Source organism: Kribbella sp. NPDC043289 (genome assembly GCF_056436705.1).
Genome location: NZ_JBWKCB010000001.1, coordinates 367,748 through 387,090 on the forward strand (window position 1 = coordinate 367,748; position 19,343 = coordinate 387,090).

Here is a 19,343-nt window from a genome sequence, read left to right on the forward strand (position 1 = left end):
TGTGACCGACTACCTCGAGCCCAACCGTGGCCAGTTCCACTTCAGCCCGCGACGCGGCTGGATGAACGACCCGAACGGCCTGCTGTACTACCGCGGGACGTATCACCTCTTCTTCCAGCACGCTCCGGACAGTCTCGTCTGGGACACGATGCACTGGGGTCACGCGACCAGTCCCGACCTGGTGCACTGGGAGCAGCAGCCGATCGCGCTCGACCCGAAGCGTCATCCGGGCGACCTGTGGTCCGGCGGTGGCGTGGTCGACGTACACAACACGTCCGGGCTCAAAGATGGCGAGCACGATCCGCTCCTGGTCTTCAGCGGGACGCAGGGTGTGCGGATGTTCTTCAGTCTCGACGGTGGCCGGACGTTCACGGCGTACGACGAAGGTCGCGTGATCGCGCAGCCGAGTGGCCGCGAGAGCCGCGATCCGAAGGTCGTACGGCACGAGGCGAGCGATGCGTGGGTGATGGCGGTCTGGTCGGACAACGACGGCAACGGCGTGGACTTCTTCGTCTCCAAGGATCTGCGGCAGTGGGAGCGGACCGGGCGGTACGTCGCGGACTGGTTCTTCGAATGCCCTGACGTCACGGTGATGCGGTTGGACGACACGGAGTACTGGGTACTGCGGGACGCCCGCGGCTCGTACGTCGTCGGCGACTTCGACGGTCGCGACTTCCGCACGGACTGGACGGAGCCCCGCACGATCTCGGCGAATCCAGGCAGCGCGGGCAGTGACTACTACGCGGCCCAGTCGTTCGACAACCTGCCCGACGGGCGGGTCGTGACGTTGGCCTGGCAGGGGCAGAACCGCGGCTCGGTGTGGACCGGGAACGCCAGCTTCCCGGTCGAGCAGCGGTTGGTCGCGACCGCTGACGGTCCACGGATCTTCAGTACGCCGGTCGACGAGATCGAATCGCTGCGCACGGCGGCGATCGCTGTGGAGCCGCAGGTCCTGGCCGGCGGCAGCACCATGCTCGTCGCCGGCACCGCGACCAGTTACGAGCTGGAGGCAACGTTCGATCTGGCGGGGACGATGGCCGGCACGTTCGCGTTCCGGCTGCGGACCGGACCGGACGGCACAGCGGTCCGCGAGGCTCGGTACGACGTGGCCGCCGGACAACTGGACGGCGTACCACTGCCACCGGCGGAGGACGGGACCGTCACCCTCCGCCTGCTCGTGGATCGCGGCCAGCTGGCGGTTTTCGCGGGCGGCGGCGCGTACTACGCCTGCTACAACGTCGACTTCGACACCGCGACCGGCGACGCCGTCGAACTGACCACCACCGAGCCCCTGAATTTGCAGTCCCTCACCCTCCACCACCTCGCCTCCATCTGGCCAACAAGACAACAATGACCCGATGACAATCCTGGACAAGTTCTCGCTGGCTGGACGTACGGCGCTGGTGACCGGCGGATATCGAGGGCTCGGGCGAGCCTTCGCCGCCGGTCTGGCGGAGGCCGGCGCCGATGTGGTGATCGGCGCCCGGGACGTCGCGGCGAGTCGCGAGGCAGCGAACGCGCTGGCCGCGGCGACCGGGCGCACCGTGGTCGGTGTCGGCCTTGACGTCAACGACCGGGAGTCCGGTCAGGCCGCGATCGACGCGGCGCTGGACGCGACCGGCCGGTTCGACATCCTGGTCAACAATGCCGGCGCCTGTTTCCACCGGCCGGCGCTCGACGTGCCGGACGACGAGTGGGACAGCGTGTTCGCGACCAACGTCGACGGCCTGTGGAAGCTCAGCCAGCAGGCCGCCCGGCACTTCAGCACCGTCGGCGGCGGCACGATCGTGAACATCGGGTCGATCTCGGCGCAGATCGTGAACCGGCCGCAGTGGCAGCCGGCGTACAACGCGTCCAAGGCGGCGGTGCACCAGTTGACCAAGTCGCTGGCCGCCGAGTGGGCGCCGTTGAACATCCGGGTGAACGCGGTCGCCCCCGGCAGACCGAGATGGCGCCGGTGGACGAGCCGCGGTTCAAGGCCCGGTGGATCGACGACGCGCCGATGCAGCGGTACGCCGTACCGGAGGAGATCGCGCCGACCGTCGTCTTCCTCGCCTCCGACGCCTCCAGCTTCATGACCGGCTCGGTGCTCGTGATCGACGGCGGCTACACGCTGCACTAGCTGGCTGCACTAGCTATCCGTGATGCGGACGAGGTTGCGGGCTCGCATGGTGTAGAGGCGGCCGGACTCGTCGTTGGTGATGTGCGGGCCGCTGTACCAGGCGCCGTTGATGCCGGCGACGACGGTGCTGACGGCGAAGGTCTTCGGGTCGATGCGGAAGACGGTGGTGTCGGATGCGCCGTACACAACCCCGCGATTGGTCACGACAGCCGCGAAGCCGTTGCTGACCGAGCGAACGTCCGCGCGATGGATCACCTTGCGCGTGGGGAGGTCGACGACGAACAGGCCGCCCGCGCGGGAGAGCCCGTAGAGATGGCGGCCGCGGGTGGCGAGAGCGGCGACGCCGGCGGTCTGTTGCGGGTCGAGGCGCCAGAGCTCCCGGCCCGCAACGGGGTCGAAGGCAACGATCGTGCTGCGCGGTCCGGCGCCGCCGCCGTTGTCACCACCGAGGTACGCCACGCCGTCCCGTGTCGCGACCGCGCGGACGCATTGCGCGGCGTCGATCGGGTTGACGAAGCACTGGGTCCGCTCGGTACGACGGTCGTACGTCCAGAACGAGCCGCCGCCTTCGGTGTCCGCCTGAACGCCGACGAGGACCAGCCCGTTCACGGCATCCCAGGCCACGTCGAGAGGGCGATCCTGGGCGGCAGGGAAGGCAGCGGTACGACGGATCGGTGCGCCGTCGCGCGGGTCGTACCGCCAGATTCCTTCCGAGCTGTACTGCCCGGTGAAGAGGACGTGATCGACAACGACGGCGTCCTTGGCCTCGCCCGGTGCGCGCAGGTTGAGGACGTCACCGTTGCGCAGGGTGTGCCGCGCGATCGTGCCGGTACCACCGACGTACACGTAGCCGCCGCCCGCGGCGATACCCATCACGGTCTGCGGAGACAGCGGGGCGCCGGCCTCGGCGAGCTCGACGACAGTCGACGTCTTGGCTTGCGGGTCGATCTCGGCCAGGAAACCGAACGCTGACGTCACGACGACGGTTCCGTTGCGGGCGTCGACACCCCAGATCTCGCCGAGCGCCGGCCCGTCGAACTCGACCGGGCTGATCGTGTTGGCGGTCGTGTCGTACGCCAGCAGGCTCGACTCGTTGGCGAAGTACACGTTGGTGCCGACGGCGGCGAACTTCTTGGCGGTCTTGCCGATGGAGGTCGCGACCGAGTACGACGACACGTCGGCGAGGTCGAGGAGCGCGACCTTCGACGGTTCGAGGCCGCCCGCGGTGCCGACGACGAGTTGGTCTCCGAGGACCGCCAGCTCGCGCACACTCGGGTCGCGCTGAAGCTCCGGCGGCGTGATGAGCGTGAAGGTTCTGGCTGATCGGTCGTATGCGAAGAGCGACGCCCGGCTCGCGCTTCCGCCGCCGCTGAGCGTGCTGCCTGCACCGAAGAAGACGGTGGAGTCCGTGGCTGCGACGGCGAGTGCGGTGGTCGAGTTCGCGTCCGGGATGCCCAAGTTGCTGACGGTTCCGGTCGCGGGGTCGTACTGCCACAGTGCCGGAGCCGTCGCGCCTGCGCTGCCCACGGCGTACACGACACCATCGGGCGCCACGGCGAGATCCCGTACGTCGCGGTCCTCGATCCGGCCGACTGCCTCGGCCGGTTTGTCGAGTGAGCGGGTGTCCCAGCGGTACAGGTTCGCTTGGCTGGCGGACTTCTGCAGTACTCCGGCGTACAGATAGGGGCCGGAGGGGTCGGCGGCGAGGGCCTGGATGGAGTAGCCGGTGCCGAGTGCGGTCTGCCCGATGACCTTTCCGGTGGGCAGGTGGACGGCGATGATCGTGGCCGGCTCCAGGTTGCGCGAACCGACGTACACGATGTCGCCGATCGTCACCCCGCTCATCAACGCGAACTGCACCACGGCAGGACCGAGATCCAGCACCTCGGGACCCGAGGCGTTCGCGGTTGTCGTCGCGCTGACACCAACGGCGGCAGCCAGTCCGGCCTGCAGCACGAGCCGCCGACCGATCAGGGGATTGGGCATGAGTGTCTCCTCAGTGCAGGGGGAGTTCGAGGTGGGCGGCTGTTCGGCGCGGGGTTCGCGGGGTGCCGTTCAGGGTGACGGTTTGGGCCCAGGGGGCGTCGATGGCGAGGGTTGCGCCGGGTGCTTCGGCTGTCTCGACGGTCACGGTGCGGTTCGGTCGGTCCAGGAGGACCGCTGTGGGGCCCAGGCGTCGGTCGGCACTCAGGACGGCGCGGCCGGTTGTGCCGACCTTGGTCCACTGGTCCGCGAGTACGCGGGTCAGGCCGGCCGCGTTCTCGACGTACCCGAAGGAGGCGTCGAACGTGGACCCGGTCGTGCTTGTCGCACTGGCGAGCCAGACGAAGGCGGTCCGGCCGGAGAGATCGAGTCGGAGCAGTCGGGGGTCTGCCGTGACGGTTGTCGCCGTCGCGGACCGGGGGAGACCGGGGAGGACCGGCAGCAACAGGGTCGCCAGCCGGACCGGCCCACCTGTGCGCAGGGTGTAGCTCGCGTACTTGGTCGGCTGCACCTCGTAGAACCGCGCCGAGTAGTAACCATCCTTGATCTCCGAGCGCAGGCCGTCCTTGATCAGCGGCGCGATCACCAGGTTGGTCCCGGACGCGAACGCCGTACGCGTGCTGCCGTCCGCACCCAGGACAGGCATCGCATCGGGCAGGAGATGCCAGTTCTGCGCGTAGTCGTGCACCTTGGAGTCGGCCGGGTCGAGGGCGTCACTCACGATCCAGAAACCGTCGGATTCACCGCCGATCCTGACGATCGTGCGGGTGTGGCGGACCCCAGGCGTGGCGTCGGTCCAGCCGGTCGAGACCGTCGCCCAAGAACCATCGAGCGGAGTGTCGATAGCGCCCGCGGCGGTCGGATCCTGTACGGCGCCGTCGATGGTCACTGTGGTGTTGGCCTGCGTGGTCAGGCGCAACCAGTTCGACTTGGCGTCGTCGCTGTAGGTGAAGGCACCCATCGCCGGCAACAGCGGGCGGTCGTGGACGTAGAGCTGCAGTGCGAGTTCGTCGGGATGTTGGTGCGGCCCACGATCAAGATTCATCCGCAGGTACGACGCGTCGCGCGTCCAGCCGGTGCGCTGGACGATCACCCGGGTGTCCGGATAGACCACGCTGCTGTGGTCGGGCGCCGTACCCGAGGTTCCGAGTGCGGCGACGTAGCGGAGCTGGTCGTCGTCGAAGTAGTCGGCGAGGCTCTTCAGGGACCCGGTGAAGTTGTCGTTGCTGCTGTCGCCGTAGTTCGGTCCGGTGCCGTCCGGGTACAGCCCGTCGGCGGCGTACCAGGCCGCGCGCCGCAGGTCGGCGCCTGGCGTGAAGGCGATCCCGGTGGCCTTGCAGAAGTTGCCAACAGCAAGGAAGGTTCCCATCGTCACGTACGTGTAGCTGTACGTCGCCTCGCGGTACCCACCGTCCGGGTACAGCGACGCGGCCAGCTGCTCGCCCAGCACCCGCTGCGCATCGGCGATCCATCCGGCACTGCCCGCCAGCTCCGGGAAGTACCCCGCGACGTAGATCAGCGCGGCCATGAACGAGAAGGCGTGGTTCGGCGTGTCGGACGTCGACGTACGCAGGAACTCCTGCCCGCGGACCAGCGTCTTGAGTACTGCGGTATTGGTCGCCGCATCGAGCGACGGGCTCGTCCGGAGCACCTCGTAGGCGTAGACCCAGTGTTGGGAACGAATACCGGCGTCGAGATTGCGCGGGTAACTGCCGGCACCGGCAGGCGACGTGGTGGCGTCGGCGTCGGCGATGAAGTCCCGGATCTGGCGGATCATGGTCTGGGCGAGAGCCTCGTCGTGAGTGCTCGCGTAGGCGTCCGCCATTGGCCCGGCCCAGTAGAACCGGGGGAGTTGGTAGTACCACTCCTTGTCGGTGTGCGCCGGCCACGTCCAGTCGAACCCGCCCGGATCGCCCTGGTACGACAACGTGTTCTGGATCGTGTTGTTCCAGGTCCGCGTGGTCTCGTCGAAGGTCTCCTTGTCCTCGAAGACCATCACGCCCGTCCCCGCGATCGTGCTGCTCCCGGTGAGCCGGAGCTCGGCAGACTTCGGCGTACCGGTCACGGCGCGCAGGTCGAACGAGAGATAAGCCTTGCGCGTCGCATCTCTGTACGGGCCGGTGCCACTATCGGCGACCACCAGTTGCGTCTCGGCACCATGCGCAGTACCGGCGCCCGCCCCAGCCGCGATGTACGTGCTTGCGGCCGCGGGTACGTCGATCGCGCCCGCGTCGGTGGTCACTCGCAGCGTGGGTGCCCCGGCCGCGGCATGCCGGCTCGCGATGGTGGCGATCGCCGACGACTTGGTCCGAGCCATCAGGAGGAAGCCGATGCTGCCGGTCGCCAGATCAGCGGTGACGAGGTCGCTCACGTCGACCGTCACGGTTGTCGAAGCGGTGTCGAGGGTGAGCGTCGAGTGGTACAGCTCGCCTTTGCCGAGTGACCAGATGTTGTCGGCGATGAGCGGCAGGCGCTTGGTGGGGTAGAAGCCGTTGGTGCTGTAGCCGGCCGTGGTGCGGGCGGGCCGGTTCCGGTAGTACTTCAGCAGTGCGGTCGCGGCGTCGTCGTACCGACCTGCCTTGGCGGCGGCAGCGACGTCGGCCAGTGGGTAGTCGGCGTAGTTGAGCTGCGGGGCCGTGGTCCAGCGTTGCTCGGCCGCACTCCAGACGCCGAAGAACGCGCCGTCGCCTAGCGGCGGAACGGTGGCCGCCGATGCCGGTCGCGGGCTCCACGACGTCAGGGCTCCGCTCGCGAGGGAGAGGGCGGCGCCTGCGAGGAGTGTTCGTCTGCTGACCGTCATCGCATCTCCTGTCGTTCCCAAGTGATATCGAAAGGATCATGTGATATCGATTCGAGTGGGTCAAGAGGGCGTTCACGGTGAGATTCGCCGTCAAAGTGATATCATTTCGCGCAAGGAGGGGTGATTGATGCAGGCTGCGGAGCGACACCAGGCGATCCTCGAGCGGGTTGAGGCCCGCGGGTCGATGAAGGTCCAGGAGTTGGCCGACGAGCTCGGGGTCGCTGCCGTGACGGTGCGGGTCGACGTCCGCGAACTGGCGCGCCGCGGGCTCGTCGAGCGGGTGCACGGCGGGGTCACCTGGCCGCTCGGAGAGTCCGCGAGGCCAACGCCGGAACGGGCCGAGGCGCGGGCAGGGAAGCGCTACGGCATCGGCATGGTCGTGCCGCATCCGTCGTACTACTACCCCGAGGTGATCAGTGGGGCGCGACAGGCGGCGGACGAACTCGGCGTACAACTCACCCTGACGGTTTCGGGCAACGACCAGGCCGAGGAGCGTGCGCAGGCCGAGCAGTTGCTTGCCTCCGGCACCGACGGACTGGTGCTGACGACGACCTTGGATCCCCGGACGTCGGCCGAGACCGAATCCTGGCTGCGGTCCCTCCCGGTGCCGGTGGTCCTGGCCGAGCGCCGGGTCGGTCTGGACACGGGAACGGTGGAGCACGTCGCGACCGACCACGAGCACGGCGCCCACCTCGCCGTACGGCATCTGGCCGATCTCGGCTATCGGCGGATCGGGCTGCTGCACTTCGACACGGTGACGGCGCCGATGTTGCGGGCCGGGTACGAGTGGAGCCTGGCCGGGCTCGGCCTGGAGCGGTCGGCGCCCGAGATCTCGATGGGGGAGAACGCGGCTCCGCAGCAGGACGCCGTCAGTCGGCAGTTGGTCGACGCGGTTCGCGCGGGGAAGGTGGACGCGATCCTCGTCCACAACGACTCGCTGGCGCTGCCGCTGGTCGGTCGACTGAAGGCGGCCGGCGTAGCAGTGCCGGGGGACCTCGCGGTGGTCGCGTACGACGATCAGCTCGCCGCCCTCTGCGATCCACCACTGACCGCGGTCGCGCCGCCGCGCGCGGCCGTCGGCGCCGAAGCGCTCCGCCTGCTGGTCGCTCGCCTGGACGACCCGACCCGCCCGTTGCACCGGCTGCTGCTCCAGCCCGACCTGCGGATCCGCCGGTCGGACGCCTGACCCGGCGAGTTCTAGCGTTAAAACTTCTCCACGCGCTGAGCCCTTGACGGCTCGCTCGTGAGCGTCGTAGCGTCTGGCTACAGTTTTTAACGTTAATATCTGACGGAGATTCGCTGATGGTTCCGGAGTCGCAGCACGCCAGCCGCGGTCCCGCTCCGCACGGGCACGTGACGCTCGTGCAGGTGGCACAGCGGGCCGGGGTGTCGGCGCAGTCGGTGTCGAACGCGCTGAACAACCCCGACCGGGTCGCGCCCGAGACCCGGAAGCGGATCCTGGCCGCGGTCGCCGAGCTGGGCTACGAGCCCAACCTCTCGGCCCGCGCGCTGCGCAACCGCAGCTCGTCGCTGATCGCGTTCAAGATGCGGCCGTCCCGACCGGACAAGGCCTCACTGCTGATGGACGACTTCCTCTACGTGCTGAACGCGGCCGCGGTCCAGGCCGGCTACCACCTGATCCTGTGTCACGCCGAGGACGGGCCGGCCGGCGAGATCAAGGCGTACCGGGACCTGTTGAAGAAGACGTCGATCGACGCGTTCATCCTCGCCGAGACGCACCACAACGACGACCGGGTCGCCGCGCTGCGGTCCTGGGGTGTGCCGTTCGCGTCGTTCGGCCGGTCCTGGGACGGCGACGACAGCGTCGCGTGGGTCGACGTCGACGGCCGGGCCGGTACCCGCGCCGCGACCGACCACGTGGCGGCGCAGGGACATCGACGGATCGGCCACATCGGCTGGGTCGCCGGGTCCGAGCTCGGCCAGGACCGCCGGGAAGGCTGGCTCGACGCCTGCCGCGAGCGCGGACTGGAGACCGATCTGCAGGCCGCCGTGGTGGACTCACTCGAGGCCGGCTGCCAGGCCGCGCACCGAATGCTCGACGCGTCCCGACCCGCCACGGCACTGGTCTGCGGATCCGACACCCTCGCCCTCGGAGTGATGCGAGCCCTGCACGAACGGGGACTGCGTCCGGGAGCCGATGTCGCGATCACGGGGTACGACGACTCGCCGACCGCGGCCCTGGTGAGCCCCGGACTGACCACGTTGCGCCAGCCGATCGACGAGGTCGGCCGGCAACTGATCCAGGCCGTCGACAGCCTGATGGCGGGCGATCCCCGCGAGCCCCAGCACGTCCTACTGGAACCGGAGCTTGTCGTCCGCGGAAGCAGTCTCCGAGGACCCCGCGAACCGTAGTACCGACTTTTCCTGACGCGCGCCCGAGCCTGTGTTTTGCGGGGTTTCGGCGTGCGTTCACTGTGCCAACCCGCCTGAAGGGACATCAGATGAGAGCCGGACCCAGACTGCTCGCGGCGATCGCCGCCGGGGCACTCGTGACGACCGCGGTGATCTCCGCGTCGCCAGCCCCGGCGGCAGCTCCGCCGGCCGACCCGTTCGTGGTGAACACCGAGAACCTCCCGAGCGGCCGCACGGTCGCCGGCGCCATGGACCTGACCACGTACGGCGACCTCGACTGGGTGCACGTCACCGGATCGGGCGTCGAACGGAAGGCCGCGACACCGGCGATCACCGTCGACGACCTCAACCCCGCTGGTGGGCGAACCGAGCTGAATGACAGCCCAGTGTCGTTCGACTGGTCGGACGGAACTTCCACCCCGTCGGCCAAGGGCGTCACTACGGGTGGTGTCTTCAACTACGACACCACGACCGTGGGCGACACGACGGCCCACGACGCCGGCTACCGGATCACGGTCGCGCCGTCGGACTCGCCACGACGCCTGGTGTTCGTGGGTGGGATCTGGCAGGCCACCGGCTCACTGACCGTCGCAGCAACCGACGGCAGCGGTACGGCGTACTCCGCAAAGCTCACCGCCAGCGGTACGGCGGCGGTGAAGCGCTACACAGTCACCATCCGCCCGGGCGAAGGCGTCGTGGTCACGGCCAAGTTCGCGTCGAAACTCCAGGCGGCCGGCAACCTCTCGTTGGCTGCCGCCGCACTGTCGCAGATCAAGCCGGCGACCGATGCCAGCCTGGCCGCGACCGCTCCGCCGGTGTCGATGAACCTCACGACCGATGGACCGGACGACTGGCTGCACCTCGACGGCGCGACGGTGAACCGGCGCGCGGGTGTGCCCGACTCGACGCCCCGGCTCGCGGTCGCGAACCGCCAGGCCGGAGGCACGATCGGCGCGCAGAACGACAACCCGGTGAGCTATTCGTGGACGAATGGCACCCCGACCGCATCCCAGCCGGGCACGCGCCACGGCGGGATCTTCTTCGCCGACGGAGCGAGCCAGAACGCCGACCTGACCGACCCGTACGGCTACGACCTGTCGGTCCCGGCTGCGGCGGACGGCCAGACGGTGCGGTTCGTCTCCGGAGCCTGGCGCGCGACCGCGAACGTCTCGGTCTACCTCAACGGCGCGACCACCCCGACGTTCGTGAGCACGGATCTGGTCAGCACCGACGCCTCGGTCACCAGGCTCTTCGAGCTCACGCTCGGCGCCGGTGACTCTGCCCGGGTCAGCGCCCAGCTGCTCCGCAAGACGAATGCCTCCGGCAACGTTACGCTCGCGGGTGTGACACAAGCAGGTACGTCGGCGGATGGGTACCGCCGCCTCATCCAGGATCTGCTGCCGCAAGCGAGCGCAGCGGATGTGGGCGGCGCGATCGAGTCCGCGCAGAAGCAGTTGGACAGCGAGATCGCGGCGGCCAAGGCGACGCTCGCGGACGGCTCGGCACAGCGTGACGGGCTGCGGCTGGCGTATCAGTTGCTGAAGGCGGCGTACGACGAAGCGGTGTCCTCGGCGGCGCACGCGGAGTACACCAATGTGACGAATCCCGGGCTGACGTCCTCCTTCGGTTGGGAGGGCGATCTGAATGCGCCGATCGCGTTCATCGACGGTAGTTACCGGTTGCGCAGCCGGGGCGATGTGATGGTCGACTTCGGCGTACCGAACATTCCGGGGAAGATCAAGTGGTCGAATGCCGAGGGGTATCTGCCGGCGTTCATCAGTGAGTACGCCAAGGACGGGCTGGCGATCAAGGTCGAGAACTTCGCCGACCTGGTGGTTGTCGGCGGCAACCGGTTCGAGGTCGCGTACTCGCGGATGACGGTCACGAACACGACCTCCGCGGTGGCTCGGCTGCCGAAGGTCTCGAACCTGCTGACACCGTTGACCAACGGCACCGTCACGACGGTCGATCCCGGCCGGACCGTGGTGCGCGACTATGCGGTCGCCGCCGACCGCTTCGACGGCACGTACGACTGGCCGTCGGCGACTCAGCTGCAGCAGCTGGGTGGTTTCGACAAGCACTACGCCCACATGAAGCAGTACTGGAACACGCGGCTGTCAGCGATCGCGAACATCACCGACCTGCCCGACAAGCGGCTGATCAATGCGTACAAGGCGGGGTACATCTACACGCTGATCATCCGCGACGACATCAACGGCGAGAAGCAGTTGCACGTCGGTGAGAACGGGTACGACGAGATGTTCGACCACGACACGATCGGCATCGTGTCGACCCTGCTCACGATCGGCGACTTCACCTACGCCAAGGACTACCTGTCCACGCTGCCGGCCCAGCTGCAGTACGACGACGCGAAGTGGAAGTACAGCTGGCCGTACGCCCTGTACCTGCAGCGCACCGGCGACAAGGACTTCCTGCGCAGCCGGTTCGAGACGATCAAGAAGAACACCCACACCATCGAGACCGACCGGATCGACGGCGGCACGGGGATCATCAAACAGACCGACGCGATCGACTCGCACGGCTACTGGACGATCGACAACTGGTCCGCGCTCACTGGTCTGACCACCTACCGCTACATCGCCACGGCCCTCGGCGAGACCGCGGAGGCGGCCTGGGCGCAGGCGGAGTACGACGATCTGCTGCGCGTCGCGACCGCTCGCATCGACCAGACGATGCAGCAGTACGGACTCGACTACATCCCGATCTCGATGGTCGAGCCGAACGAGACCGGGCCGCGGAAGGACCCGCGGGACGCGAACTGGGCCTCGATGTTCCTGTTCGGACGCTGGGCCTGGGACGGGTACCTGTTCGGGGCCGAGCAGACCGGGACGATGATCGACAAGATCGACGACACGTACACGCACGGGTTCGACCGCCGTAAGGACATCTCGGACACCATCTACAACTTCGGTGGCTATCCGCACGGGTACTTCTCGAGCGCCTACAACGCTGGGTACGGCAGCTCCGCGCTGCGTGGTGAGCAGTACCGCGACCTGGGCATCAAGGCGTACCAGTTCATGATCGACAAGTCGCAGAGCGGACCGTTCGGCTGGTGGGAGGGCATCGACTACCCGAGTACGACCTCGCCGTGGAACATCGACCACGCGCGCGGCGGCGGTGGCTCGAACCAGCACATGTGGGGTCAGTCGACCGCGACCAAGGTGCTGTTCGACTCGCTGATTGCGGAGCGCTCGGACCGCACCGTGATCATCGGGCGCGGGATCCCGAACGAGTGGATCCGTACCCACCAGAAGGTCGCGCTCGACCGGTACCCGGTCGCCAACGGCGGTCGCATCGGCTACACGTTGACGACCGCGGGCAAGAGCGTGGTGATCGAGCTGACCGGCGCCGTCTCCGACGTCGCGGGCTTCAGCATCGAGCTGCCGGCGCTCAGGGACAACATCGCCAACGTCTCGGTCAAGGGCGCCACCGTGAACCAGTCGGCTGGCACCGTTCGTCTGCCCGCCGGTACCAAGCGGGTGACGCTGACCTTGCGGCACACCATGTAGCCAGACCTCCCAGCTGGCGGCGGGCGCCCCCGCCGCCAGTTGGGTCAGGCCTCCGGAGGCGGCTCCGGGGCCTCGATCGTCGCTTTGAAGCGGTAGAGGTCGGCGACGACCATCCGGTGCAGGATGCCGGTCTTCTCGGCGAAGTTCTCCACCAGCCCCTGGGCGTCGAGCTGCAGCTCGATGGTGATCGTGGTGTCGCCGTTGGCGAGCGGTTCGAAGGTGACCGAGCCGCCGATCATCGGCCCCGGGTCGCAGGTCCACGCGATCCGCTGTCCCGGCTGCTGCTCGACCAGCGTCGCGTCGAACTCCCGGACGAACCCGCCGACCGAGGTCACCCAGTGCGAGTGGATCCCGTCGAACTCCTGGACGTCGTCCACGCTGTCCATGTACTGCGGGAACGACGCGATGTCGTTCCACTGGCCGTACGCCCGGGCGATCGGTACCTCTACGTCAACTGATTCGGTGATGCGTTCCATCGTCGAAACCTCCGGCTCGGTGTCGTCACGGTTGGTGCGGATCAGGTGACGCCTTGTGCACTGGGTAGCCTGGTCGTTTGCCATCCAAACGTGTGGATTGCCGACAGAACTGCGTGGGTACGGGGAACGGATGCTGATTGCGGAGCGGTACCGGTTGGGCGCGTCCCTCGGACGTGGCGGGATGGGAGAGGTCTTCCGTGCCACGGACGAGGCGCTCGGTCGTGAGGTCGCGCTGAAACTGATGCTGCGGTCGAACGACGACGCCTCGGCCACGGGGCGGTTCCAGCGCGAGGCGCGGGCCGCCGCCCGGCTCAGCGATCCGCACATCGTGGCGGTGTACGACTTCGGGCAGTACGACGACAACTTCTACCTCGTGATGGAACTCGTCGAGGGGCGTTCGGTCGCCGGCGAGCTGGCCGCTGACGGTCCGCTGTCGTGGGAGCGTTCGGTCGCCATCGTCGAGCAGGCGGCGGCCGGGCTCGAGGCGGCGCACGCGCAGAACGTCGTCCATCGCGACATCAAGCCCAGCAACCTGCTCGTCTCGGCGGACGGCATCATCAAGGTCGCCGACTTCGGGATCGCGCACATCGCCGGCTCGGAAACGAACGAGCTGACGGCCACCGGCCAAATCATGGGCAGCCCGCACTACCTGTCGCCGGAGCGAGCCCGAGGTCTGCGGGCCGGCCCCGAGTCCGACGTCTACGCGCTGGGTTGTGTGCTGTACCAGCTCGTCACCGGACGTCCGCCGTTCATGGGCGACCACCCGACCGCGGTGCTCTATCAGCACGTCGACACCGACCCGGTGCGTCCGAGCGAGTTGCGTGCCGAGTTGGCGGGTCCGTTCGAGGGCGTGCTGATGCGGATGCTCGCCAAGGATCCGGCAGACCGGCCGACGGCCGCACAGCTCACCGCACTGCCCGCTGCGGCGGAATGGTTTCCCACCGCCGCACTGGCCGGCGCGCCGCCGAAAACCCCTGCCATCGGTACGCCGGCCGTCGAGCCGACCGCGCCGCTTCTCGCGAACTCCGCGAAATCCGCGAACTCCGCGAAATCCCGCAAGCCGCTGATGGTCGCCGCCATCGCGGTACTCGTGCTGGCCGGCGCTATCACCACAGGCGTCGTACTGCACAACACCGGGAACAACCTGCCTCCGACCGTCGACGTCGGCCCCACGCCCAGCTCCAGTGCCGGTACGCCGTCCACGCCGCCGACGACCGCACCGACCAAGGGCGGCGAGGTGAGCGAGGCGGCCCGACGTACGTCGACCACGTCCTCGAACACGCCGACGACGCCGAGCACCACCCCGAGTTCGCCGACCCCGAGCAGCCCGACGACCACGTCAGCGACGCCGTCGACCACCCCGTCGAGCACGCCGACGCCGACCCCCACTCCGACCAAGACGTCGTCCTCGGCCACGCCGTCGTCCACTCCGACGTCGTCGAGCCCGAAGCCGTCGTCGACTCCGACGAGCTCCAACACCCCGCCCCCGTCGGCCACCCCGACGCCGTAGACCTCCAACACTCCGCCTCCACGCCGACGCCGTAGACCTGGGGAATTCAGGAGTCCCAGATCGGGCCGAGGGCCGGGATTCCCAGGCGTTCCAGGCCGTGGACCACGGACCAGGTGAGTTTGCGGTTGGACACGCAGATCACCGCCTCCGCGCCGGCGGCGGCGTACGCCGAGTAGGCCAGCTTCACCATGTCGGGTTTGCCGTGGGCGTCGGTGTCCCAGATCAGCGCGTCGGGTTGGGCGGCGTGGATCTCGTCGACGAGTTCCTGGCCGTAGGTCTTCACCGGGTCGCGGGTGACCCAGACCAGTTTGTGCGGGATCCGGGAGGCCAGGATGTGCGCGAGGACCGGACCGATGCCGCTGCCGGTCACGACGTACACCACGTGCCGGAAGACCATGCCGTAGTTGGCCATGCCGGCGGTCGCGACGCCGCGGACCCAGATGTGGGTCGGCGGGTTGTCGATGAAGTCGCCGGTCCAGTCGCCGGCGCGGGACACCGCCATCCGGAATCCCGCCGTACCGGGCGTGGGGATGACGGCGAAGCTGTGCCATTGCCGCAGCGGATGCCGAGAGATCGATCGGGACGAGCCGGCCATCGGTGTGCCGCGACCGGTCCGTACCAGCGCGACGTGCGACGACGGGCGGATGATCCGGACCGGGATCCGGCGGAGCAGCATCCAGGGCAGCATCGAGCTGACCGTGGTCAGCGCGAGCACCCAGACGGCCGGCGTACCCGCGAGTGCCGCGGGCAAGCTTTCGGTACTGCGGCGCTCGTCGGCGAGCAGGATCGCGCCGATCCAGAACAACGCCGAGAGCGACCAGCCGCCGAAGCGGTGCACCCGCTCGAAGCGGTCGTGGCGTGTGGTTCGCGCGCTCGGGCGAGAGGTCATCACGATCGCGAGGAGCAGTAGTGCCTGCACGACGTACACCAAGAGGAGTGCCACGCCGGTCTTGCCGATCGCCAGGACGGTGAGCCCGAGGAACCAGACGGTGCCGCAGATCGCGCCGCCGATGTGCAGGCCGCCCAGGTGGTAGCCCTTCGCCAGCGCCCAGCGGAGTCGCAAGGGCCAGGACTTCGGCACCCGCATCACCAGGCGCGACGCCGGGAATGGGAGATAGCGATCTTCGGCGCCAGGTAGTCCATCGAGAGGCGAGGTCATGCCACAGCCCAGGGCCAGGGACGAGCAGTCCATGCGAGCCGATCCCGCGAAGCGCAAGAAGTTCGCTCGCCTCCGCGAACACACCGGTTTTGAACACGTGGTGGCACTGAGCCGCGCGTACCTCGACGCCGCGGTCCGAGACGCCCAGACTTCCGAGAAGGAGTACTGGTCCTTGTCCTGTCTGCCGGGAACGCGCAAGGAACGGCTGGCGGCGATCACCATGAAAAGCATGGAAGTCCTGGTCGTGGGCGATGTCGGCGAGGACATCCCGGAGGCCTTCGTGGTGGTGAGCTTGGATCACCTGGTGCGGGAGCACGGCTCGGCGGCCGCGGCGGAGGCGGCGTACCAGGAGCTGGACTTCGATCCGTCGGACTACCGCGACGCGGGGGACGATCAGGTTCGGGTGTACGGGTGGGCTCCGGAGCTTGCGGAGTATCTGGCGAGTGCGTCGCTGGGGACGGCGGCACAGGAGCTTGCCGGACGCTTGATGGGAGCAGGGAAGACGATGCAGTGGTTCGGGCACAACTACCAGCTGGCTGACCAGGTACTGGGTCGCGCTACGAAGGACGACGAGTGAACTGCGTCCGCAAGGTACTAGCCATGGTGGGGGCGCTGTCGCTGCTCGGTTTCGCGGTTCAGCCGGCTGTTGCGGTGCCTTCGGGGGAGCGGGACGTGGTTGTCCAGTTGTTCGAGTGGAACTGGAAGTCGGTGGGGCGGGAATGTGGGGAGGTGCTGGGGCCGAAGGGGTACGGGGCGGTGCAGGTCTCACCGCCGCAGGAGCATGTGGTGCTTCCGGGGGCGGGGTATCCGTGGTGGCAGGACTACCAACCGGTCAGTTACAAGCTGGACCAGACCCGCCGCGGCTCCCGGGCCGACTTCGTTGCGATGGTCAACAGTTGCCACGCGGCCGGCGTGAAGGTCTACGCCGACGCAGTGATCAACCACATGACGGGAGGGTCCGGTACCGGGAGCGCGGGCTCGGCGTACAGCCATTACGACTACCCGGGCACCTACCAGGTCCAGGACTTCCACCACTGCGGCCGCAACGGGAACGACGACATCGTCAACTACAACGACCGGTACGAGGTGCAGAACTGCGAGCTCGTCGATCTCGCGGACCTGGCGACCGAGACCGACTACGTGCGCGGGCGCATCGCGGCGTACCTGAACGACCTGCTGTCGGTCGGTGTCGACGGGTTCCGCCTGGACGCGTCCAAGCACATGCCGGCCGCGGACATCGCGGCGATCAAAGCCCGGCTCGCGCGTCCGGCGTACCTGTACCAGGAGGTCATCTACGGCGCCGGCGAACCGATCACCCCCGACGAGTACGTCGGCAACGGCGACGTCCTCGAGTTCCGGTACGGGAAGGACCTGGCGAAGATCTTCAACACCGAACGGCTTGCGTACCTGAAGACGTTCGCGGAACCCCTGCCCTCTGACGATGCGGTCGTCTTCACCGACAATCACGACACCCAGCGCGGCAGTGGGGTCCTGACGTACCGGGACAACGGGCGGTACGCGCCGGCCAATGCCTTCATGCTGGCCTGGACGTACGGCAAGGGCCTGATCGCGGACGCGACCAAGGCGCTGAAGGGCTGACCCGATGTCCACCGTTGTGACCCGCGAGCCGGACACCGTGGTGCCGGCTCGCCCGGCACCACCTGCGCGGCGCCGTACCACAGACGGCCGCTGGGGTGGGCTGTTCCTCACCCCGTGGCTGCTCGGGCTGGTGCTGCTGACCCTCGGCCCGATGGCGGCCTCGCTGTACTTCTCGTTCACCGACTTCGGCCTGCTCGGCAGCCCGCACTGGGTGGGCGGTCAGAACTACTCCGAGCTGCTCACCGACGACCCGACGTACCTGCAGTCGATCAAGGTCACCCTCGTGTACGTCGGGCTGTCGGTGCCGCTGAAACTCGCGATCGCGCTGCTGGTCGCGATGGTGCTGAACACCAAGCTCCGCGGTCTGTCCTTCTACCGGGCGGTGTTCTACCTGCCGTCGTTGCTCGGGGCAAGCGTCGCGGTGGCGATCATGTGGCGGCAGCTGTTCACCGGCGACGGCGTCGTCAAGTTCCTCGCCGTCTTCGGGATCGACGCCCCGAGCTGGGTGTCGAACCCGGACTACTCGATCTACACGCTGGTCGCACTCGCCGCCTGGCAATTCGGTACGCCGATGCTGATCTTCCTCGCCGGTCTGCAGCAGATCCCGCGGACGCTGCTCGAAGCGGCGAGCGTCGACGGTGCCGGGACCGTCAGCCGGTTCTTCCGGGTCACGCTGCCGCTGCTGACACCGATCCTGTTCTTCAACCTCGTGATGCAGGTGATCGGCGCGTTCCAGACCTTCTCGCAGGCGTACGTCGTCGGCGACGGGCAAGGCGGTCCGGCCGAGTCGACGCTGGTCTACAGCCTGTACCTGTACAAGGCGGCGTTCGTCGAATTCAAGATGGGCTACGCCTCCGCGATCGCCTGGGTCTTCCTCGTCGGCATCGCCGGGATCACCGCGGTCAACTTCCTCTTCTCACGGTATTGGGTCTTCTATGACGACGAGCACTAAACGGTTCACCGCGGTCCGCCACATCGTGCTGCTGGTGGGCGTGGTGGTGATGCTCTACCCAGTCGCCTGGATGCTGAGCAGCTCGGTGAAGCCGGCCGGGGACATCTTCACCACCAGCTCGCTGATCCCGCGGTCCTGGGACCTGTCGAACTACGCGACCGGCTGGGCCGGAGCGGGGAACTCGTTCGGCGCCGCGATCGTGAACTCGTTCGGCGTCGCGGTGGTGTGCGTCGTGGGCAACGTGCTGTCCTGCTCGATGGCGGCGTACGCGTTCGCCCGGTTGCGGTTCCGGTTCCGTGGTGCGGCGATGGCGGTGATGCTCGGGACGATCATGCTGCCGCACCAGGTGCTGCTGATCCCGCAGTACTACCTGTTCTTCCGGGCCGGGTGGGTGAACACGTTCCTGCCGTTGACGGTGCCGAAGTTCCTCGCGGTGGACGCGTTCTTCATCTTCTTGATGGTCCAGTTCATCCGCGGCCTGCCGCGCGAACTCGACGAGGCCGCGGTGATCGACGGCTGCGGACCCGCGCGCATCTACTGGCACATCATCCTGCCGTTACTCCGGCCCGCGATGGTGACGACCGCGATCCTCACCTTCGTCTGGACCTACGACGACTTCTTCGGCCAGCTGATCTACCTCACCGACCCCGCCACCCAAACCGTCCCGGTCGCCCTCAGCGGCTTCCAAGACAACATGGGCGGCAACTCCCTCTGGGGCCCGATGTTCGCAATGTCCGTGATCGCCCTGATCCCCGTCGTCGTCATCTTCCTGATCTTCCAAAAACGCATAGTAGAAGGAGTAGCCACCACCGGCCTCAAAGGCTGACTGTCGCGGGTAG

14 protein-coding genes and 1 pseudogene are annotated in these 19,343 nt (G+C 68.0%); 11 read left to right on the forward strand and 4 right to left on the reverse strand.

What is annotated here, in order from left to right:
• Position 1 precedes the first annotated feature (1 nt).
• The 3 genes and pseudogenes from AC0662_RS01760 to AC0662_RS01770 all read left to right on the forward strand — a co-directional run bounded on the left by AC0662_RS01760 (position 2) and on the right by AC0662_RS01770 (position 2,122).
• The gene (locus AC0662_RS01760; protein WP_452195922.1) at positions 2-1,354 is read left to right on the forward strand and encodes a glycoside hydrolase family 32 protein; all 1,353 of its coding nucleotides are present in this window, start codon (positions 2-4) and stop codon (positions 1,352-1,354) included.
• 4 nt (positions 1,355-1,358) lie between these two features.
• A pseudogene (locus tag AC0662_RS01765) lies at positions 1,359-1,880 on the forward strand (SDR family NAD(P)-dependent oxidoreductase); the annotation flags it as partial.
• 122 nt (positions 1,881-2,002) lie between these two features.
• Positions 2,003-2,122 carry an SDR family oxidoreductase gene (locus AC0662_RS01770; RefSeq protein WP_478297811.1) on the forward strand — a complete coding sequence of 40 codons (120 nt, stop codon included), beginning with the start codon at positions 2,003-2,005 and terminating at the stop codon, positions 2,120-2,122.
• A gap of 9 nt (positions 2,123-2,131) precedes the next feature.
• Here AC0662_RS01770 and AC0662_RS01775 read toward each other — a convergent pair whose 3' ends face one another.
• The gene (locus AC0662_RS01775; RefSeq protein ID WP_478297813.1) at positions 2,132-4,108 is read right to left on the reverse strand and encodes an outer membrane protein assembly factor BamB family protein; all 1,977 of its coding nucleotides are present in this window, start codon (positions 4,106-4,108) and stop codon (positions 2,132-2,134) included.
• A 10-nt stretch (positions 4,109-4,118) separates the two neighbouring features.
• On the reverse strand, positions 4,119-6,905 hold the full coding sequence (locus tag AC0662_RS01780; RefSeq protein ID WP_478297815.1) for a heparinase II/III family protein: 2,787 nt from the start codon (positions 6,903-6,905) through the stop codon (positions 4,119-4,121).
• 127 nt (positions 6,906-7,032) lie between these two features.
• Here AC0662_RS01780 and AC0662_RS01785 point away from each other — a divergent pair, with 127 nt between their 5' ends.
• From AC0662_RS01785 to AC0662_RS01795, 3 genes are all read left to right on the forward strand, one after another.
• The gene (locus tag AC0662_RS01785) at positions 7,033-8,091 is read left to right on the forward strand and encodes a LacI family DNA-binding transcriptional regulator (RefSeq protein WP_478297817.1); all 1,059 of its coding nucleotides are present in this window, start codon (positions 7,033-7,035) and stop codon (positions 8,089-8,091) included.
• A 116-nt stretch (positions 8,092-8,207) separates the two neighbouring features.
• On the forward strand, positions 8,208-9,278 hold the full coding sequence (locus tag AC0662_RS01790) for a LacI family DNA-binding transcriptional regulator (protein WP_478297819.1): 1,071 nt from the start codon (positions 8,208-8,210) through the stop codon (positions 9,276-9,278).
• An 89-nt stretch (positions 9,279-9,367) separates the two neighbouring features.
• On the forward strand, positions 9,368-12,808 hold the full coding sequence (locus tag AC0662_RS01795) for a sugar-binding protein (RefSeq protein WP_478297821.1): 3,441 nt from the start codon (positions 9,368-9,370) through the stop codon (positions 12,806-12,808).
• Between the two features lie 44 nt (positions 12,809-12,852).
• Here the strand turns inward: AC0662_RS01795 and AC0662_RS01800 are convergent, their stop codons facing one another.
• Positions 12,853-13,284 carry an SRPBCC family protein gene (locus tag AC0662_RS01800; protein ID WP_452195930.1) on the reverse strand — a complete coding sequence of 144 codons (432 nt, stop codon included), beginning with the start codon at positions 13,282-13,284 and terminating at the stop codon, positions 12,853-12,855.
• Positions 13,285-13,414: 130 nt separating this feature from the next.
• Between AC0662_RS01800 and AC0662_RS01805 the strand changes: the two genes are divergently transcribed.
• On the forward strand, positions 13,415-14,794 hold the full coding sequence (locus tag AC0662_RS01805; RefSeq protein ID WP_478297823.1) for a protein kinase domain-containing protein: 1,380 nt from the start codon (positions 13,415-13,417) through the stop codon (positions 14,792-14,794).
• Positions 14,795-14,840: 46 nt separating this feature from the next.
• Here AC0662_RS01805 and AC0662_RS01810 read toward each other — a convergent pair whose 3' ends face one another.
• Entirely contained in the window at positions 14,841-15,875 is a 1,035-nt protein-coding gene (locus AC0662_RS01810; protein ID WP_478297825.1) for a ferredoxin reductase domain-containing protein, read from the reverse strand.
• Between the two features lie 109 nt (positions 15,876-15,984).
• On the opposite strand from AC0662_RS01810, the gene AC0662_RS01815 reads away from it, so the two are divergent.
• The 4 genes from AC0662_RS01815 to AC0662_RS01830 are packed head-to-tail and all read left to right on the forward strand — an operon-like array spanning position 15,985 to position 19,330.
• Entirely contained in the window at positions 15,985-16,530 is a 546-nt protein-coding gene (locus AC0662_RS01815; protein WP_478297827.1) for a hypothetical protein, read from the forward strand.
• A gap of 23 nt (positions 16,531-16,553) precedes the next feature.
• Positions 16,554-17,552: an alpha-amylase family glycosyl hydrolase gene (locus AC0662_RS01820; RefSeq protein WP_478297829.1), complete on the forward strand. Its 999-nt coding sequence runs from the start codon at positions 16,554-16,556 to the stop codon at positions 17,550-17,552.
• 4 nt (positions 17,553-17,556) lie between these two features.
• On the forward strand, positions 17,557-18,504 hold the full coding sequence (locus AC0662_RS01825) for a carbohydrate ABC transporter permease (RefSeq protein WP_478297830.1): 948 nt from the start codon (positions 17,557-17,559) through the stop codon (positions 18,502-18,504).
• Entirely contained in the window at positions 18,488-19,330 is an 843-nt protein-coding gene (locus AC0662_RS01830) for a carbohydrate ABC transporter permease (RefSeq protein WP_452195936.1), read from the forward strand. The genes AC0662_RS01825 and AC0662_RS01830 overlap by 17 nt, the downstream gene beginning before the upstream one ends.
• Positions 19,331-19,343 lie beyond the last annotated feature (13 nt).

Excerpts from the sequence above, each read along its gene's own strand:
- AC0662_RS01820 (WP_478297829.1), top strand. The coding sequence starts at position 16,554 with ATGGTGGGGGCGCTGTCGCTGCTCGGTTTCGCGGTTCAGCCGGCTGTT.
- AC0662_RS01775 (WP_478297813.1), bottom strand. The coding sequence starts at position 4,108 with ATGCCCAATCCCCTGATCGGTCGGCGGCTCGTGCTGCAGGCCGGACTG.
- AC0662_RS01790 (WP_478297819.1), top strand. The coding sequence starts at position 8,208 with ATGGTTCCGGAGTCGCAGCACGCCAGCCGCGGTCCCGCTCCGCACGGG.
- AC0662_RS01770 (WP_478297811.1), top strand. The coding sequence starts at position 2,003 with ATGCAGCGGTACGCCGTACCGGAGGAGATCGCGCCGACCGTCGTCTTC.
- AC0662_RS01780 (WP_478297815.1), bottom strand. The coding sequence starts at position 6,905 with ATGACGGTCAGCAGACGAACACTCCTCGCAGGCGCCGCCCTCTCCCTC.
- AC0662_RS01785 (WP_478297817.1), top strand. The coding sequence starts at position 7,033 with ATGCAGGCTGCGGAGCGACACCAGGCGATCCTCGAGCGGGTTGAGGCC.
- AC0662_RS01800 (WP_452195930.1), bottom strand. The coding sequence starts at position 13,284 with ATGGAACGCATCACCGAATCAGTTGACGTAGAGGTACCGATCGCCCGG.
- AC0662_RS01825 (WP_478297830.1), top strand. The coding sequence starts at position 17,557 with ATGTCCACCGTTGTGACCCGCGAGCCGGACACCGTGGTGCCGGCTCGC.
- AC0662_RS01830 (WP_452195936.1), top strand. The coding sequence starts at position 18,488 with ATGACGACGAGCACTAAACGGTTCACCGCGGTCCGCCACATCGTGCTG.
- AC0662_RS01795 (WP_478297821.1), top strand. The coding sequence starts at position 9,368 with ATGAGAGCCGGACCCAGACTGCTCGCGGCGATCGCCGCCGGGGCACTC.
- AC0662_RS01815 (WP_478297827.1), top strand. The coding sequence starts at position 15,985 with ATGCGAGCCGATCCCGCGAAGCGCAAGAAGTTCGCTCGCCTCCGCGAA.
- AC0662_RS01805 (WP_478297823.1), top strand. The coding sequence starts at position 13,415 with ATGCTGATTGCGGAGCGGTACCGGTTGGGCGCGTCCCTCGGACGTGGC.